18 protein-coding genes are annotated in these 17,271 nt (G+C 68.9%); 12 read left to right on the plus strand and 6 right to left on the minus strand.

From position 1 onward, the window contains the following. Positions 1 to 7: 7 nt before the first annotated feature. The 3 genes from ACYQ78_RS38440 to ACYQ78_RS38450 are packed head-to-tail and all read right to left on the minus strand — an operon-like array spanning position 8 to position 1,429. Complete coding sequence (locus tag ACYQ78_RS38440; RefSeq protein WP_459805925.1) at positions 8 to 397, minus strand: type II toxin-antitoxin system VapC family toxin; 390 nt, start codon at positions 395 to 397, stop codon at positions 8 to 10. Continuing rightward, a complete protein-coding gene (locus ACYQ78_RS38445) occupies positions 394 to 639 on the minus strand; it encodes a hypothetical protein (RefSeq protein WP_459805926.1) in 246 nt (81 codons plus the stop codon). The genes ACYQ78_RS38440 and ACYQ78_RS38445 overlap by 4 nt, the downstream gene beginning before the upstream one ends. 55 nt (positions 640 to 694) lie before the next feature. Further along, positions 695 to 1,429, minus strand: a complete 735-nt coding sequence (locus ACYQ78_RS38450) for a GntR family transcriptional regulator (RefSeq protein WP_459805927.1) — start codon at positions 1,427 to 1,429, stop codon at positions 695 to 697. Positions 1,430 to 1,565: 136 nt separating this feature from the next. On the opposite strand from ACYQ78_RS38450, the gene ACYQ78_RS38455 reads away from it, so the two are divergent. The 5 genes from ACYQ78_RS38455 (at position 1,566) to ACYQ78_RS38475 (ending at position 7,561) form a co-directional block, all read left to right on the plus strand. Then, positions 1,566 to 2,828, plus strand: a complete 1,263-nt coding sequence (locus tag ACYQ78_RS38455; RefSeq protein ID WP_459805928.1) for an extracellular solute-binding protein — start codon at positions 1,566 to 1,568, stop codon at positions 2,826 to 2,828. Positions 2,829 to 3,077: 249 nt separating this feature from the next. Then, on the plus strand, positions 3,078 to 4,034 hold the full coding sequence (locus ACYQ78_RS38460) for a carbohydrate ABC transporter permease (RefSeq protein WP_459805929.1): 957 nt from the start codon (positions 3,078 to 3,080) through the stop codon (positions 4,032 to 4,034). Beyond that, positions 4,031 to 4,849, plus strand: coding sequence for a carbohydrate ABC transporter permease (locus tag ACYQ78_RS38465; RefSeq protein ID WP_459805930.1), 819 nt, complete (start codon positions 4,031 to 4,033; stop codon positions 4,847 to 4,849). Before ACYQ78_RS38460 ends, ACYQ78_RS38465 begins: the two co-directional genes overlap by 4 nt. A 14-nt stretch (positions 4,850 to 4,863) precedes the next feature. Further along, complete coding sequence (locus ACYQ78_RS38470) at positions 4,864 to 6,135, plus strand: beta-N-acetylhexosaminidase (protein ID WP_459805931.1); 1,272 nt, start codon at positions 4,864 to 4,866, stop codon at positions 6,133 to 6,135. 13 nt (positions 6,136 to 6,148) lie between these two features. Then, positions 6,149 to 7,561, plus strand: coding sequence for a cellulose binding domain-containing protein (locus tag ACYQ78_RS38475; RefSeq protein WP_459805932.1), 1,413 nt, complete (start codon positions 6,149 to 6,151; stop codon positions 7,559 to 7,561). 43 nt (positions 7,562 to 7,604) lie between these two features. Here the strand turns inward: ACYQ78_RS38475 and ACYQ78_RS38480 are convergent, their stop codons facing one another. Both ACYQ78_RS38480 and ACYQ78_RS38485 read right to left on the minus strand, forming a co-directional pair. After that, on the minus strand, positions 7,605 to 8,288 hold the full coding sequence (locus ACYQ78_RS38480; RefSeq protein ID WP_459805933.1) for a DNA alkylation repair protein: 684 nt from the start codon (positions 8,286 to 8,288) through the stop codon (positions 7,605 to 7,607). After that, the gene (locus ACYQ78_RS38485; RefSeq protein WP_459805934.1) at positions 8,285 to 8,938 is read right to left on the minus strand and encodes a TetR/AcrR family transcriptional regulator; all 654 of its coding nucleotides are present in this window, start codon (positions 8,936 to 8,938) and stop codon (positions 8,285 to 8,287) included. Before ACYQ78_RS38485 ends, ACYQ78_RS38480 begins: the two co-directional genes overlap by 4 nt. A 64-nt stretch (positions 8,939 to 9,002) precedes the next feature. On the opposite strand from ACYQ78_RS38485, the gene ACYQ78_RS38490 reads away from it, so the two are divergent. The 5 genes from ACYQ78_RS38490 to ACYQ78_RS38510 all read left to right on the plus strand — a co-directional run bounded on the left by ACYQ78_RS38490 (position 9,003) and on the right by ACYQ78_RS38510 (position 13,521). Next, positions 9,003 to 10,301 (plus strand): alkaline phosphatase D family protein, encoded by a 1,299-nt coding sequence (locus ACYQ78_RS38490; RefSeq protein ID WP_459805935.1) that lies wholly within the window; start codon positions 9,003 to 9,005, stop codon positions 10,299 to 10,301. A 73-nt stretch (positions 10,302 to 10,374) separates the two neighbouring features. Continuing rightward, positions 10,375 to 11,862: a glycoside hydrolase family 3 protein gene (locus ACYQ78_RS38495; RefSeq protein WP_459805936.1), complete on the plus strand. Its 1,488-nt coding sequence runs from the start codon at positions 10,375 to 10,377 to the stop codon at positions 11,860 to 11,862. 170 nt (positions 11,863 to 12,032) lie between these two features. Then, complete coding sequence (locus ACYQ78_RS38500) at positions 12,033 to 12,290, plus strand: hypothetical protein (protein WP_459805937.1); 258 nt, start codon at positions 12,033 to 12,035, stop codon at positions 12,288 to 12,290. A gap of 45 nt (positions 12,291 to 12,335) precedes the next feature. After that, positions 12,336 to 12,596 carry a hypothetical protein gene (locus tag ACYQ78_RS38505; protein ID WP_459805938.1) on the plus strand — a complete coding sequence of 87 codons (261 nt, stop codon included), beginning with the start codon at positions 12,336 to 12,338 and terminating at the stop codon, positions 12,594 to 12,596. A 112-nt stretch (positions 12,597 to 12,708) separates the two neighbouring features. After that, complete coding sequence (locus tag ACYQ78_RS38510) at positions 12,709 to 13,521, plus strand: ATP-grasp domain-containing protein (RefSeq protein WP_459805939.1); 813 nt, start codon at positions 12,709 to 12,711, stop codon at positions 13,519 to 13,521. Here ACYQ78_RS38510 and ACYQ78_RS38515 read toward each other — a convergent pair. Next, positions 13,518 to 14,273, minus strand: a complete 756-nt coding sequence (locus tag ACYQ78_RS38515) for an SDR family oxidoreductase (protein WP_459805940.1) — start codon at positions 14,271 to 14,273, stop codon at positions 13,518 to 13,520. The genes ACYQ78_RS38510 and ACYQ78_RS38515 overlap by 4 nt on opposite strands. Before the next feature lie 498 nt (positions 14,274 to 14,771). On the opposite strand from ACYQ78_RS38515, the gene thrS reads away from it, so the two are divergent. Both thrS and ACYQ78_RS38525 read left to right on the plus strand, forming a co-directional pair. Continuing rightward, entirely contained in the window at positions 14,772 to 15,977 is a 1,206-nt protein-coding gene (gene thrS / locus ACYQ78_RS38520; RefSeq protein WP_459805941.1) for a threonine--tRNA ligase, read from the plus strand. A gap of 43 nt (positions 15,978 to 16,020) precedes the next feature. Then, a complete protein-coding gene (locus tag ACYQ78_RS38525) occupies positions 16,021 to 17,238 on the plus strand; it encodes an aminotransferase class I/II-fold pyridoxal phosphate-dependent enzyme (protein WP_459805942.1) in 1,218 nt (405 codons plus the stop codon). The last annotated feature ends 33 nt before the right edge of the window (positions 17,239 to 17,271 follow it).

Genomic DNA, 17,271 nt, shown 5'->3' on the forward strand with positions numbered 1-17,271 from the left:
CCCCCGCTCAGGAATGGGCGGGGGTGACGTCCGTGTGGGGGAAGTCGTCGCCCTTGAACAACAGCGGTTCGTCGAGGTGCATGGCCAGGGCGTAGGCGAAGCAGTCGCCCATGTTGAGTCTGGCCTTCGACTGCTTGCCCCGGCCGTAGGTCTGGTAGGCGACTCTGGCGAGTGTCGCCTGTTCAGAAGTCACCGGTTCGATGATGAGGCTCATCTGGTCGATCAGGTCGTCGAAGGAGCGGCGCATCGACTCGCTCCGGTTGTCGGCGACGATGGCCGCCTCGGTGTAGTTGACGGCGGAGATGCGGCAGATGTTGGTGGCGATCGCGGAGGCGAAATCGGCTGCCTCGGGTTCGCCGTTGATGATGGCGATGATGGCGCTCGAGTCGACGATCATCGCGGCAGACCGGTCTCCGGGTCGTAGAGGTCGTCGGTGGACAGTCTCTCCTCGCCGAGTTGGTCGCGCATGCCGGCCGCGATGGCCAGGATCCGTTCGGCTCTGTCGGCGGACTGCTCACGGCGTTCGAGTGTTTCGAGACGGCGCTCGAGCACTCTCGCCGCCTGCTGGGTCTCCTCCGCGAGCCGGATGACCCGGCGCGCGAGGTCGTGAATGGGCTCGTGTTCGAGGTCCACGCTCACCGTGCTCTGCCCCTTCCGATGCCGCCGCCAGTGATGGTCTCAGCGTAACTGCGGCTTACCCGGACTCGGCGTCGAAATACAGCTCCGAGGTCACCCGGTAGCGGTCGCCTCGGTAGATCGACCTGGTGAACTCGACGATGCGGCCGTTCACGTCGCGGGTCGTGCGTTCGACCAGCAGGGCCGGGAAGTGTTCCGGGACGCCCAGGAGCTCCGCCTCCGTTTCGTCGGTGACCGTGGCCTCGATGGTCTGCACCGCGCTGCGGACGTCGACGCCGAACCGCTCTCGCAGGACCTTGTAGAACGAACCCGTCTCCATATCTGCAGGTACGAGGCCCGGGACCAGTTCGTGGGGGAGATGGAGCCGTTCGATGGCCATCGGTTCGTCGTCGACGACGCGCAGGCGGACCACTCTCAGGACCGGGGTCGCGGGGGCCAGTTGCAACCGGCTGGTCAGCTGGGGGCCGGCGGGGGAGGAGCCGAATTCCAGGATGGCGCTCAGCCATTTTCCGTCGGCCGGAGGCGCGTAGAACGATCCACTCGGGGTCGCGGCCAGGGCCTGGGTGACGCGCTGGGGGCCGGTGAAGGTGCCGCGGCCGTGTTCGCGGACGAGGACGCCCGAGCGGACCAGGTCGTCTATGGCCGCCCGCAGGGTCGGGCGGGAGACGCCCAGTTCCTTGCACAGGTCGCGTTCCGACGGGATGGCCTCGCCGGGCTTCTTGTCGGCCACGTAGTCGAGCAGGAAGTCGCGTACCCGGTCGCGCTTCAGGCCTGCTCGCATGTTGACAGTCACGTCCTCGACCTTACCAGCGTCTTACCAGTTGTCGAATGTAAACACTGAATAACGGGTCTTGACGGGTCTACTGGTTAAGACCACTCTAGCGCCAGCAGGCAGATTGCTTACCAATATCTGACCACTGGGAGAACCAATGGCCCCCCGGTTCCTCGCCGCGGCAGCGGTCCTGGCGCTCGCCGCCGGGCTCACCGCATGCGGCTCTTCGTCCACGGAAAGCACCACTCCCGAAGCACCCGCCGCGACGGCGCTCACCGTCTGGATCATGCGCGACAGCATGTCCGACACCCTGCTCGGTACCTTCGAGCGCGACTTCGAGGCCGCGCACCAAGGGGTCACCCTCGATGTCCAGATCCAGGAGTGGGACGGCATCGGCCAGAAGGTCACCAGCGCCCTGGCCAGCAACGACGCCCCTGACGTGATCGAAGTGGGCAACACCCAGGTCGCCGAGTACGCCGCCAGCGGCGGCGTGAAGGACCTGACCGACAAGGTGACCGAACTCCAGGGCACCGACTGGCTGCCCGGTCTCGCCGACCCGGGCAAGATCGACGGGAGGCAGTTCGGGATCCCCTGGTACGCCGCCAACCGCGTCGTCATCTACAACAAGGACCTGTTCGGCAAGGCCGGTGTGACCCCGCCCACCACGCGGGACGAGTGGATCGACGTCACCACCAAGCTCAACGCCGACGGCACCCAGGGCATCTACCTGCCCGGACAGAACTGGTACACCCTCGCCGGGTTCATCTGGGACGAGGGCGGCGACCTGGCCCTCAACGAGGGCGGCACCTGGAAGGGCGGCCTCGACACGCCGCAGGCGCTGGCCGGGATCGACTTCTACAAGAAGCTCCAGGCGCTCGGCGAGGGGCCGAAGGACTCCGACGAGGCCAACCCGCCGCAGGCCGACGTCTTCGCCAAGGGCAACGTGGCGCAGCTCATCTCGGCCCCCGGCGGCGCCGTCGCCATCGAGAAGGCCAACCCGGAACTGGCCGGGAAGCTCGGCTTCTTCCCGATCCCCGGCAAGACCGCCGACACCCCGGGCGCCGTCTTCACCGGCGGCAGCGACCTGATCGTGCCCGAGGCGTCCAAGAACCCCGATCTCGCGTACGAGGTCATCAAGGCCCTCGCCGGTGAGAAGTTCCAGACGGCCATGGCTACGGAGATGTCCTACGTCCCCAACCGGGTCTCGCTCGGCGGGGTGCTGACCACCGAGGGCGCCGCCGCGATGGCGAAGGGCGCGGCGAACGGCCACGCGACCCCGAACTCCGCGAACTGGGCGGCCGTCGAGGCCAAGAACGTCATCAAGGAATACATGACGACGTACCTCACCGGCACCGACGGCGCCGCCGAGGCGACCAAGGCGTCGCAGGTCATCGCGGACATCCTCAACACCAAGTCCTAACGGGGAATCGCCCACCCACCCGCCCTCGGGGCCTGCGGCCCCAGGCGGGCCGGTCCCCGGCCCCTCCGGTAACCGGCCCAGCTCATCGGCTCCCAAGTGGTGGCGCCAAAGGTCGGTACACAGTCCCGGGCCCGCTCGCGTCGGCCGCGTCTCCCAATTCCCGGGGTCGCGCGGGCGGGCCCGCCCCCCGGTCGGACATCGCGGTCAGGGATTTCGCCCAGTTCGTACAGAGAAAGAGAAAGGACGCCCGTGGTCACGCAGGCTCCCGAGCGGCCCGTCGCCACCGCGGCGCCGCCACCTCCGCGGCGGAGGCGCGCCCTTCCGGCCCTGTGGCCGTACCTGCTGGTGATCCCGACCGTCGCCGGCACCGCCTACCTGCTGTTCTATCCGCTGATCCGCAGCGTGATCATCTCGTTCCAGCACTTCAGGACGGGTGAGCTGATCCGCGGGGGAGCGGCGTTCGTCGGGCTGGACAACTACCACGACGCGCTCGGCTCGGCCGAGTTCTGGGCCGTCGTCCGCAGGACGCTGATCTGGACGGCCGTCAACGTCGTCCTGATCATGGTCATCTCGACGCTGATCGCGCTCATGGTCGCCAGGCTGGGGAAGAAGCTGAGGCTGGCGGTCCTGGGCGGGCTGGTGCTCACGTGGGCCACCCCGGTCCTGGCCGCGACCACGATCTTCCAGTGGCTGTTCCAGTCGAAGCTGGGAGTGGTCAACTGGCTGCTGACCAGTATCGGGCTCACGCAGTTCGACGACTACACGTGGTTCGCCGACGGCACGTCCACCTTCGCGATCATGGTCCTGCTCGTCGTCTGGCAGTCGGTGCCGTTCGCGGCGCTCACGCTCTACGCCGGGCTCACCACGATCCCGGGCGAACTCTTCGAAGCGGCCAGGATCGACGGCGCGACCCAGACCCAGGTGTTCCGCCACGTCACCTTCCCGATGCTGCGCCCGCTGTTCGGGCTCATCACGTCACTGGAGATCATCTGGGTCTTCAAGTGTTTCGCCCAGATCTGGGCGATCAGCCAGGGCGGGCCCGACGGCGCGACCACGACCCTGCCGGTGTACGCCTACCAGGTCGCCCAGTCCCTCCACAAATACGACCTCGGTTCGGCCATCTCGACCCTGACCGTCCTGATCCTGCTGGTCGTGCTGATCCCGCACCTGCGCCGCATGTACCGGCACGAGGGAGCGGACAAATGAAACGGCTCCCCATCACCCTGGCCGCGCTCAGCGTGCTGGTCGTCTCGGTCTTCCCCGTCTACTGGATGGTCGTCACGGCGTTCAAGCCGACCCGCGACATTCAGGCCGACACCCCGCAGTTCCTCCCGCTCCATCCCACCCTCGAACACTTCGAGACCGCCATCGGCAGCGAGGGGTTCGGCCTCTTCTGGCGCAACTCGCTGCTCGTCTCGGTCGGCGCGGTGCTGCTCAGCCTCGTCGTCGCGCTGCTGGCCGCGTTCGCGGTGGCGCGGATGCGGTGGAAGGGGCGCAAGGCGTTCATCCTCATGGTGTTCGTCGCGCAGATGGCGCCGTGGGAGGCGCTGCTGATCCCCATGTTCATCATCGCCCGCGACACCGGCATGCTCGACAAGCTCTCGATGCTGACGCTGATCTACTTCATGAGCACCCTCCCGTTCACCATCGTCACGCTGCGGGGGTTCCTCGCCGCGATCCCGGAGGAGCTCGAAGAGGCCGCTCAGATGGACGGCGCCAGCAGGGCCGCGGCCTTCAGGAAGGTCGTCCTGCCGCTGCTCGCGCCCGGACTGATGTCCACCTCGCTGTTCGGGTTCATCACCGCGTGGAACGAGTTCGCGTTCGCCAACGCGCTGATCATCAAGAACCAGGACGACCGCACGCTCCCCGTCTGGCTCTCGTCCTTCTCCAACGTCTTCGGCACCGACTGGGGCGCCACCATGGCCGCCGCCACGCTCTTCATGCTCCCGGTGCTGTTGATCTTCCTGATTCTGCAGCGCCGGGTGACCTCCGGGATCATCGCCGGCGCCGTCAAGGGCTGAGAAAGGAATCCAACGTGATCATTCCGCGGCCACGTGACCTGGCCGTCCTCGGGGGCTCGATCGCATTCTCCGAGGATCTCGTACGGCTCGCGCCCGACCCGGGCCTGCCGGGTGAGGGCTACCGGCTGACAGTCGGCGAAAGCGGGGTCGAGCTGGCCTTCGGCGGGCCCGCCGGCGAGTACTACGGCCGGCAGACGCTGCGCCAGCTCGGTGAGCGGCTCCCGGAGGGGGTGATCGAGGACGCGCCCCGGTTCGGGTGGCGCGGGGTGATGCTCGACGTGGCGCGGCACTTCATGCCGAAGGCGTTCGTCCTGCGGCTGATCGACCTGATCGCCGAGCTGAAGCTGAACGTGCTGCACCTGCACCTCACCGACGACCAGGGCTGGCGGCTGGAGATCCGGCGTTACCCCCGTCTCACCGAGGTTTCGGGCGACCACTACACCCAGGAGGACATCCGGGAGATCGTCCGGTACGCCGCCGAGAGGTTCGTCCGGATCGTCCCGGAGATCGGCCTCCCCGGCCACGTGCAGGCGGCACTCGCCGCGTATCCGGAACTCGGCAACGACCCCTCGGCGAACTACGAGGTCTGGGCGACCTGGGGCATCAGCGAGCACACCCTCAACCTGGAAGAGGAGACCGTCGCCTTCTTCCACCACGTCCTCGACGAGGTCTGCGAGCTGTTCCCCAGCGAGTACATCCACGTCGGCGGCGACGAGTGCCGCAACACCGAGTGGGAACGCACCCCGCGCGCCCAGGAGCGCATCGCCGAACTCGGCCTCCCAGGCGCCCACGCGGCGAGGGCGTGGATCACCGGCCGGATGGCCGACCACCTGGCCGCGAAGGGCAGAAAACTCGTCTATTGGTACGAGAAACCCGACGGTCCCCCCGGCGCCACCACCATGACCTGGCTCGACGAGGAGAGCGGCGCGCTGGCCGCACTCGAGGGCCGCGACGTCGTGCTGGCCCCGCACCTGCGCACCTACCTCGACTATCCACCGGAGCAGGAGGCGGGCCCGTTCTTCCCCGACCGGGTCCTGTCGCTGTCGAACACCTACCACTTCGTCCCGCCGTCGGCGCCGGGGATCATCGGCGTCCAGGCCCAGCTGTGGACCGAGTACATGCCGACCCCGGCCGACGTCGAACGCCAGGCCTTCCCCCGGCTGCTCGCGTTCGCCGAGGTCGCCTGGGGTTCGGCGGGCGACTACTCCGATTTCCTGCGCCGTCTCGACCCCCACCTGTCCCGCCTCGCCGCACAGGGCGTGTCGGTGGGTCCGCTCATCCCATAAAGAAAGGACAGATGTGTCCAGCAAGAAGTGGTTAGCCGGCGGGTTCGCCGCCGCCCTCGCCGTCGTCGGCCTGGTGGCCCTGCCGGCCGAGGCCGCGACCGCCCTCAAGGTGCAGTACAAGACCAGCGCGTCCGGGAACACGGCCGACCAGGTCGAGCCCTGGCTGAAGGTGGTCAACACCGGCACCACCACGGTGGCGCTGAACACCGTCAAGGTCCGCTACTACTTCAAGGCCGACTCGGCCGCGCAGCAGTACCGGTTCGCCTGCTCGTGGGCGGTCGTCGGCTGCTCGACGATCACCGGCACCTTCGGCACGATCTCTCCCGGTACGGCCACCGCCGACCGCTACCTGGAGGTCGGCTTCACCAGCGGGTCGCTCGCGCCGGGCGCCTCGACCAGTGACATGCAGCTGCGGTTCTACCGGGCCGACTGGCAGACCCTCACCCAGAGCGACGACTACTCGTTCGGCGCGCAGGCCTCCTACGCCGACTGGAACAAGATCACCGTCTACCAGTCGGGCGCGCTGCTCTGGGGCAACGCCCCGGCGGGCGGCAACCCCAGCCCGTCGCCGTCGCCCTCGCCGTCTCCCTCGGGCTCGCCCAACAACCCGGGCGGCAACAACGGCGTCGTGTTCGACGACTTCAGCTACTCGTCCCACACCGACCCGAACATCGCCGCGCACAACTGGACGATCCGCACCAACCAGGGCGGCCCCGGCATCCCGGGTGCGTCGTGGCCGGCGTCCAACGTCACCTTCCCGACCGTGAGCGGCACCAACAAGGCCCTCCAGCTCAAGTCGGTCACCGACGGCACCGGCGCGGGCACCCAGCAGTCGGAGGTCCTGAACCAGCGCAAGTTCCTGGAGGGCACCTACGCCGCCCGGGTGCTGTTCACCGACGCCCCGACGACGGGCCCCGACGGCGACCACATCGTGCAGACCTTCTTCACGATCACCCCGCTCAACCAGGACCTCGACCCCAACTACAGCGAGCAGGACTTCGAGTACCTGCCGAACGGCGGCTGGGGCGAACCCGCCAACATCATGTACGCCACCTCGTGGGAGACCTACCGCAACGAGCCCTGGCTCGCGGTCAACACCCACACCGAGAACCGCATCAGCTACGCCGGCTGGCACGACCTGGTCCTCCAGGTCTCCGGCGGCGAGATCAAGTACTACATCGACGGCAACCTGTTCGCCACCCACGGCGGCGACTACTACCCCGAGACCGTGCAGTCGGTGAACTTCAACCTGTGGTTCATCAGCGGCGGCCTGGTCGGCAGCAGCACCCAGCGCCAGTGGATCCAGCAGATCGACTGGTTCTACCACGCGAAGAACGAGGTGGTCGCGCCCGCCACCGTCGTCCAGCGAGTGAACACCTACCGCACCGGCGGCACGAGCTGGGTCGACACGGTTCCCAACAGCTGAACCTGACGTGACGGCTCGCGCGCATTCGGGGCGCGCGAGCCGTTCAGTCGTTTCCGGGGATGTTCTTCAGCGCCTCACGCCGCGACAGCCCGCTCAGGCCCTGGTGTTCGACGTAGCGCACGACCTCGCGGGGGAACTCCTTGGCGTATTCACGCAGCGCCCAGCCGATCGCCTTGCGGGCGAAGAAGTCGGTGTCCGACAGGCTGGGCTCGATGCAGGCGTAGAGGAGCGCGCTGTCGGTGCGTTCCTGGAAGGTGTTCTGCGACAGGATCGCGGTGCGGCGCTTCCACAGGTTCGGGTCGTGGGCCCATTCGAGCATCGTCGGGCGCATCGTCTCGGGGAACTGGCGGAGCAGCCCGCCGATCCGGTGGACGGCGAGTTCGTCGACCAGGTCCCACCAGGCGCCGGTGACGATCATCTCTTCGTACATCGGCAGGGTGTAGAGGGTCTGCCACGTGCGGTAGAGCCGGAAGCCCGCCAGGTCGATCGCGGCGTAGCGCTCCTCGCGGTATTTGGCCTCGCGCCACAGTTCGAGGACGGTCCGGCGCCAGACGGGCGCCGAGTCGAGCCGGTGGTCGGTGAAGACCTTCTTCAGCGCCAGCCGCCTCGGCCCGGTCTGCACGCCGAGGAACGGCATCTCGGACTTCATGTAAGCCCGCATCACCGGTGCCTTCTCCGGGTCGGCGAGGTCTCCGAGGGCGGCCCGGGCCGCGTCGACGAGGCTCATCCCGGCTGGCTGGTCCGGTCTCCGGTCGCCAGGCCGTCGAACAGGACCGTGATGTAGTGGTCGGCGAGCGCGCCCGTGTTGAGCCGCCCGCCCGGACGGAACCAGCGCACCGCCACCCAGATCGAGTCGCGGATCATGCGGTAGGTCAGCTTCGGGTCGACGTCGGCCCGAAGCGCGCCGCTGGCCTGGCCCTTCTTGATCTGCTCCAGCCACATGCGCTCGATCTCGTCTTCGGCCTTCACGAGGTAGTCGAAGCGGTGGTGTTCGAGCGACCGCAGGTAGTTCCAGTCGTTCTGCATGACGGTGATGGCCGCGCGGTGCGGTTCGAGCGTGGCGAACCCGATGCGGATCATCTGGGTCAGCACCTCGGTCGGGCTCCGGCCCGAGTCGAGGATCACCCGGTAGCGCGCGGTCAGGTCGTCGAGGAACGTGCGCAGGACCTCGTCGACGATCGACTCCTTGGAGTCGAAGTGGTGGTAGAGGCTGCCGGACAGGATCCCGGCCTCGTCGGCGATGTTCCGGACGGTGGTGGCCTGAAAGCCCTTGCGCGCGAACAGTTCCGCCGCCAGTTTGACCAGGTGGTCGCGGCGCTCCGAGGCGGGACCCACGTGGGTTCTGCGCGCCGTCGCGGTGTTCTTGCGCTGGTTCACCCACCCATTATGAGCCGTTGCGCCGTTCGGGCCATTCACGTTGGCGAATCGGCGATGATCGAGGATGGCGAAAATCGCATTTCCGTTCACATTGGGCGTCGCCTCGGGGGAGCCCGCGCCCGACGGCGTCATCCTCTGGACCCGCCTCGCGCCCGACCCCCTCAACGGCGGCGGCATGCCCAAGAGCGCGTTCGACGTGCGGTGGGAACTGGCCGAAGACGAGGGCTTCACCACGCTCACCAAATCGGGCACGGCCAGGGCCCAGGCCGCGGGCGCGCACAGCGTGCACGTGAAGGTCACCGGCTTACGCCCGTCTTCTGTGTACTTTTACCGGTTCCGCGTGGACGGCCACACGTCACGCGTGGGCCGTACGAAAACGGCACCCGCACCGACCTCGACGGCGCCGCTGCGGATCGCGGTGGCGAGCTGCCAGCGCTACGAACACGGGCACTTCACCGCCTACAAGCACCTGGCCGCCGAGAAGCCCGACGTCATCCTGCACCTCGGCGACTACATCTACGAATACGGCAAACCGGCCAACCCCGCGGCGGGACGCTACGTGAGGCCGTTGAAGGACTCGACCGCCGCCTGCAGCACCCTCAACGCCTACCGCGAGCGGTACGCCCTCTACCGCCTCGACCCCGACCTCCAGGCCGCCCACGCCGCCGCGCCCTGGCTGACCATCCCCGACGACCACGAGGTCGTGAACAACTACGGCAAGACGGTCGACCAGAAACGCCGCAAGGCCGCCTACCAGGCCAACTACGAACACCTGCCCTACCGCGTCAAGCCCGGCGCCGACGCGATGCAGTTCAGCCGCTGGCGCCCCTACGGGAAGGTCGCCGACCTGCTGCTGGCCGACGTGCGGCAATATCGCACCCCCGGCGACATGCTCGGCCCCGCCCAGACCACCTGGCTGCTCGACCGCCTCAAGGGCTCCACCGCCCGCTGGACGATCCTCGCCCAGCCGCTCTTCTTCGCCCCGCGAACCCCGCCGAGCACCGACTCGTGGGACGCCTTCCCGGCCAGCCGCACCAAGATCCTCCAGGCCGCCCCCGACGACTTCGTGGTCCTGAGCGGCGACGTGCACAACGCCTGGGCGGCCGAACTTGACAGGGGCGTGGAGTTCGTCACGACCGCGATCACGAGCGCCCCACCGGCCGTCGCCGAGGACGTGTTCGACCGCAACCCGCACCTGCGCTACTTCGACGGCCACCGCGGCTACCTGGTCGCCAACGCCTCGATGGAGGAGTTCACGGTCGACTACCGGGCCGTCGCGTACGTCGACCGGCCCGGCGCCCCGGTGTCCACGGCAGCCTCGTTCCGTGCCGTCGGTAACAAGCTCGAACGAATCGACTTGTGAAATTGCAGGTAAGACCTCTAGCGAATAGGAAACTTTCCTATTAGATTTCGGGCATGCCCAAGTGCGGTGCCGCATGACGCGAAGCGTGGAGCTGCTGCGTCTGGCTGATTCGGTCATCCTCCCCGGCTTCATCGGGACCTCGCCCCCCGACTGGTTGCGCAGGCGTCTCGCCGACGGCCTCGCCGGGGTGGTCTTGTTCTCCCGGAACGTCGACACGCCGGACCAGCTCGCGGCCCTCACGGCCGCACTGCGCGCGGACAACCCCGCGCTGCTGGTCGGCATCGACGAGGAGGCGGGCGACGTCACCCGGCTGGAGGCCCGTACGGGCAGCTCCCGCCCCGGCAACTACGCCCTCGGCGTGGTCGACGACGTGCATCTCACCGAGGAGGTGGCCAGGGACATCGGACACGACCTGGCCGCCGCCGGGGTGACGATCAACTTCGCGCCGGCCGCCGACGTCAACTCCAACCCCGACAACCCGGTGATCGGGCTGCGCTCCTTCGGCGCCGATCCCGGTCTGGTGGCCCGCCACACGGCCGCCTGGATCAGGGGGTTGCAGTCGACGGGCGTGGCGGCCTGCGCCAAGCACTTCCCCGGGCACGGGGACACCTCGGTCGACTCGCACCACAGCCTCCCGGTCGTCGCGGTCACCCGCGAGGAACTCCACGAGGTGGAGCTGTGGCCCTTCCGCGCCGCCATCCAGGAGGGCGTGCGGGCGATCATGACGGGCCACCTGGTGGTGCCGTCGTACGACGAGGGGCTGCCGGCCACCCTGAGCCCGCGCATCCTCACCGACCTGCTGCGGGGCGAACTCGGCTTCGACGGGGTCGTGATCACCGACGCCATCGAGATGGCCGCCGTCTCGGCGGTCTACGGCATCGGCGGCGCCGCCGCCCGCGCGGTCGCGGCCGGGGCCGACTCGGTCTGCGTCGGCGGCGAGCACGCGGATGAGGCGACCTTCGACCTCATCAGGAACACCATCGCCGACGCCGTGGTCGGCGGCCTGCTGACGGAGGACCGCCTGCACGAGGCGGCCGCCCGCGTGGCCAAGCTGGCCGCCTGGCGCTTCAGCGCCGGTGACCGGGTGCTCAACGGCGGCCCGGTCGGCCTGGCCGCGGCCCGCCGCGCGATCAGGGTCAGCCACCACGACGGCGCCCGCCTGCCGCTCAGCGCCGCACCCCACGTGGTCGAGCTGTCACCCGAGACCAACCTGGCCATCGACAAGCACCAGCCCTGGGGCGTCGCCGATCCCTTGGGAGCGCTCCTCCCGGGCACCACCGTCACCCGCCTGGGCGAGGCCGAACTGGCCGACGGCGTGCCCGCCGACCTGCTCGACCGGGCCGCCGACCGCCCGCTGGTCGTGGTGGTGCGCGACGCCCACCGCCACGCCTGGCAGATGGACGCCCTCGGCCACATGCTCGCCGCCCGCCCCGACGGCGTGGTGGTCGAGATGGGCCTGCCCGGACGGACCGATCTGGGCGCCGTGCACATCGCGACACACGGAGCTTCGCGGGTGTGCGGCCAGGCGGCGGCCGAGACCTTGACCGGCCGATTGCCGTGAAATCCCCATAAGCAACGGCCTCGCGGGCGCAGCCGCGGGGCCGTTTCTCTTTCTAGACTAAAATTCTGATCACAGAGTGCTATCAAACAACTACTGAGAGCTATATGCTCGGCAGTGCTTTGACCGGCCAGTCAAACAGACCGTCAAGGAAAGCGCGAGAAGGAGCCGTAGTGATCAAGAAGATCTGCGTGACCAGTGCGATGCTCGCCGCCGCCGCCGGTGCGAGCCTCATCGCCACCCCGGCCCACGCCGACACGTGGTCCGACAACTGGAGCGCCAACATCGGCTCTTCGCAGTCGGGCAACAACTTCGGCTGGGTCGCCGCGCGCAACGCCGGCTCCGGCCGTTCGACCAACGTCAACACGATCAACGGCATCTCCGCTACCGCCACCGGCGGCAGCGTGACCGTGGTCTACATCTTCAAGTAAACCGCGGTCGCGTCCCCAGCACTCACCCCACCCGAAGGAGAGAACATGTTCAAGAAGCTTGCCGTGACCGGTGCCGTCCTCGCCGCCGCCGCCGGTGCGAGCCTCATGGCCGCCCCCGCGCACGCCGACACCTGGATCAGCAACGGCAGTGTGAACCGCGGGTCCGCCCAGTCGGGCAACGTGTTCGGCAACGTGGCCGCCACCAACATCGGCAGTGGCTCGTCCACCAACGCCAACACCATCAACGGCATCTCGGCCACCGCCCGCAACGGCGTCGTCGGCCTCGCCTACCGCTTCGACCGCTAGTCAGCGGTTCCGGCGCGCGCCAGGCCCTCCTTCCGGGCCCGGCGCGCGCCGCCGTGCGTTGCGGCCATGATGGGTTGCTGTACGTCATCCGCACACGCAAGGGGAAAGTTCGATGAAGGCCGCATATGTCACCTGGGACGGCCCCGATCCGGAACGCGAGACCGTGCTGTCGGCCTGGCTCGCCGAGGGGATCGAGGGCGCTCCCGTCCGCTGGGACGACCCCGAGGCCGACTGGTCGTCCTTCGACGCGGCCGTGGTCCGTTCCCCGTGGGACTACGTGGGCCGGCGCGACGAGTTCATCGGCTGGGCCTGGCGCGCCGAACAGCACACCCGCCTGCTCAACCCGGCGTCGGTGCTCGAATGGAACACCGACAAGACCTACATGAAGCACCTGGGCGTGCCGACCGTGCCGACCCACTGGAGCTCGCTGGCCCTGCCCGACTGGGCCGAATACGTCGTCAAGCCGACCATCTCGGCGGGCGCCCGCGACACCATGCGCACCGCCTCGAAAGACGAGGCCGCCGCCTTCGCCGCCTCCCTCGAAGCGCAGGGCCGCCCGGTCATGGTGCAGCCCTACGTCGAGAGCGTCGAACACGAGGGCGAGCTGTCGCTCCACTACTTCAACGGCCAGTTCAGCCACGCCGTGCGACGCACGCCCCTGCTGCTGCCCGGCATCGCCGACCTCAACGACGCCGGGATCAAGGCCACCCTGCGCGACCCCGACGACGACCAGTTCGACCTGGCGGAAGAGATCCTGGGCAAGGTGGCCGAACCGCTCCTCTACGCCCGCGTCGACCTGGTGCGCATGCCCGGCGGCGAGCCGGTGATGATCGAGCTCGAACTCACCGAGCCCTACCTCTACCTCGACACCGAGCTCGACGCACCGGCCATGTTCGCCCGCGCTCTGAAAGAGATGCTGGCCTAGCCCGTGATCCCTCCGTCGACGGGGATGACCGTGCCCGTCAGGTAGGAGCCCGCCCGTGAGGCGAGGAAGATCGCCGTCCCGGCCATGTCGTCGGGGCGGCCGATCCGTCCCAGCGGGACGCTGTCGGCGACCATCTGCCGGGCCTGCGGGTCGTCGAGGACGAACGACATCATCTTCGACTCGAACGGGCCCGGCGCGATGGCGTTGACGGTGATCGACTCCTTGGCCAGGCGGCCGGCGAGATGCCTGGTCAGCATGTGGACCGCCGACTTGGTCGCCGAGTAGGCGTAGCTCTCCATCGCCGGGGTCCTGATGCCGTCGACCGAGCCGATGTTGATGACCCTGGCTGGGTCGTCGGGGGTCGCCGACTTCCGCAGCAGCGGCAGGAAGCGCTGCGTCAGGGCGAAGACGCCCTTGACGTTGATGTTCCAGAGCTTGTCGAAGGCCGACTCGGGATAGTCGTCGAGCGGGGCGCCCCAGGCGGCACCGGCGTTGTTGACCAGCACGTCGAGCGAGTCGTGGCGGGCGGAGACCAGCTCGTACACGGCCTCGACGCCCTCGCGTGTCGACAGGTCGGCCTGCACGGAACCGCAACCCAGCGCGGCGGCGGTCTCCTCCAGTTGGTCCTTCTTGCGGGCGGTGATGTAGACGGTCGCGCCCCCGTCCACGAAACCCTGAGCGATCATCCGGCCGATCCCACGCGACCCACCGGTCACCACGACGGTCTTGCCTTCGACGGAGAAGAGAGTCATGGGCTGAGGGTACCGACCGGTCGGTCTGGCGTGAATGGACGGCCCACGAGTTCTCCACAGGGTGTCGTCGGCGGTGGCGAGAATGTCGGTCGTGGATGGTGTGGTGGCCGGATCCCGGGTGGGAGGGCGATGGCTCGCGGGTTTTCCGCAGGGCGTGGCGAGAACGTCGGTCGCGATGGCCGGGCCACAGGGCATGGCCGGCCATGTCGAGGATGTCGGGCGGGGAGTTGCTCGCGGTTTCCACAGGGCGGTGCCGATACGGCGGAGAACGTCGGTCGGGGGCGGGAGGATGGCTCGACCCCGGGTGGGAGGGGCCGGGATTTCGGGGCGACCGTTGCGAGGTCCCCGTGTTAGCGTTCGACGTATGCAGCGCGCCCATCTGACGACGACGCCGGAATCCGTCCCGGCGCGCTGATCACTGCCTTACTTCGAAGCCCGGGGCGCACCGCCCCGGGCTTCGGTGTTGAGTGCGTCCCCTTTTCCGCGAGGAGACGCATCGTGTACGACCACCGCAAGCTCGGCCGCGAACTCGACCTGTTCGACGGGGATCCGCTCATGGGCGCGGGGTTGCCCTTCTGGCTTCCCGACGGCGCCGCCGTCCGCATGGCACTGGAGGACTACGTCCGTGACGTCGAGAGACGCAACGGCTACCAGCACGTCTACTCGCCGATCATGGGCAAACGGGAGCTCTACGAGATCTCCGGACACTGGGACCACTACCGCGACGACATGTACCCGCCGATGGCGATCGGCGAGGAGCAGATGGTGCTGCGGCCCAGTCTGTGCCCCCACCACGCGCTGATCTACCGGTCGCGCGGACGCAGCTACCGCGAGCTGCCGCTGCGGCTGGCCGAGCTCGGCGGGATGTACCGGTCGGAACCGTCCGGAGTGGTGGGCGGGCTGACCCGGGTGCGGGCCATCCAGCTCAACGACGCGCACATCTTCTGCACCGCCGACCAGGCCGTCGACGAGGCCCGCGCCGCCCTGGAGCTGATCGGCGCCGCTCACGCGGCGATGGGGATCGAGCCGGTGCGCTACCGGCTCTCGCTGCCGGGGGCGTCGGGGAAGTACGTCGCGGTTCCCGGGCTGTGGGAGCGGGCGGGGGAGATGCTGCGGGAGGTCCTCGACGGGGTCCCGTACGAAGCGGTCGAGGGGGAGGCGGCGTTCTACGGGCCGAAGATCGACGTGCAGATCGCCGACAGCCTCGGGCGGGAGTCGACCCTGTCGACCGTCCAGATCGACCTCTACCAGCCCTCGCGGTTCGACCTCGAGTACACCGGCCCCGACGGGGGCAGGCACCGGCCGGTCATGGTGCACCGGAGCATCGTCGGGAGCGTCGAGCGGGCGGTCGCCCAGCTGATCGAGGTGCACGGCGGCGCCTTCCCGGCCTGGCTGGCGCCGGTGCAGGTGGCGGTGCTGCCGCTGGGGGACGACGAGGTGGCGTTCGCCGACGGGGTGGTCCGGCGGTGTGTCGATCTCGGGCTGCGCGCGGTGCTGGCGGGGCCGGAGAAGGGGAGCCTGGGGGCGCGGATCCGGGAGGCGCGGCTGGTGCCGTACCAGCTGATCGTCGGTTCTCGCGAAGTGGACGCGGGAGAGGTGTCCCTCCGGCTGCGGGACGGGCGGAAACCCGGCTCTCTGGGGGTGGCCGAGGCGTTGGGGAGGATCGGGGAGTTCACCTCGCGGCGGGAGGCCGGGCTGTGGTGACTAAGCTTTCGCTGTCCGCCCATTACTACCGAGGGAACCCGCGATGAGCGACGTGCGTGCCGAGTATGAGGAGCTGAAGGCAAGGGGACTCAAGCTCGATCTGACCCGGGGCAAGCCCGCCTCCGCCCAGCTCGATCTGTCGACCCCGATGCTCTCCCTGCCCGGAACGTCCTTCCGCGCCGCCGACGGCACCGACACCCGCAACTACGGCGGCCTCAACGGCCTGGCCGAACTGCGGAACCTGTTCAGCGGCTTCCTCCAGGTGCCGGCGTCGCAGATCATCGTCGGGGGCAACTCCAGCCTCGCGCTCATGCACGACGCGATCGTCCACTGCCTTCTCGGAGTGCCCCTCGGCGGCGCCCGCAAGTGGGCCGACGAGGAGCGGGTGGCGTTCCTGGCCCCCGTCCCCGGCTACGACCGCCACTTCGCGCTGTGCGAGCGGTTCGGCATCGAGCTCATCCCCGTCGCGATGACCCCCCAGGGCCCCGACATGGACGAGGTCGAGCGCCTCGTCGCCGCCGACCCCGCCATCAAGGGCATCTGGTGCGTGCCGAAGTACTCCAACCCCGACGGCACCACCTACGCGCCCGAGACCGTCGCCCGGCTGGCCTCCATGACCACGGCCGCCCCCGACTTCCGGATCTTCTGGGACAACGCCTACGCCATCCACCACCTCTTCGACGAGGAGGCCGAGCTCGCCGACCTGCTCGCCCTGGCGACCGAGGCCGGCAACGCCAACCGCGTGTTCGTCTTCGGCTCGACCTCGAAGGTGACCCTGGCCGGTTCGGGCGTCTCGTTCTTCGGCGGCTCGCCCGAGACGATCGCCTGGTTCCTCGGCTACATGGGCAAGGGCACGATCGGCGCCGACAAGGTCAACCAGCTCCGCCACGTCGAGTTCCTGCGCGACGAAGAGGGTGTACGCGCCCACATGCGCGCCCACGCCGAGTTGATCAGGCCCAAGTTCGAGGTCGTGGACGCGATCCTTTCCAAGGAACTGTCAGGCCTGGCGACGTGGTCGTCGCCGCTGGGCGGCTACTTCATCTCGCTGACCGTGCCCGAGGGGTGCGCGAAGGAGGTCGTCCGCCGCGCGGCCGAGGCGGGGATCGCGCTGACTCCGGCCGGCGCCACACACCCCTACGGCCAGGACCCGACCGACTCGGTCATCCGCATCGCGCCCACGTTCCCCGACACGGCGGAACTCGAAGCCGCCATCAGCGGCCTGGCGGTCTGCGTGCGGCTGGTGGCCGCCGAGCGCGGCTGACCTGCTCACGGGGTGTGCGCCTGATAGATATCG

The sequence above is a fragment of the Herbidospora sp. RD11066 genome (genome assembly GCF_054661255.1).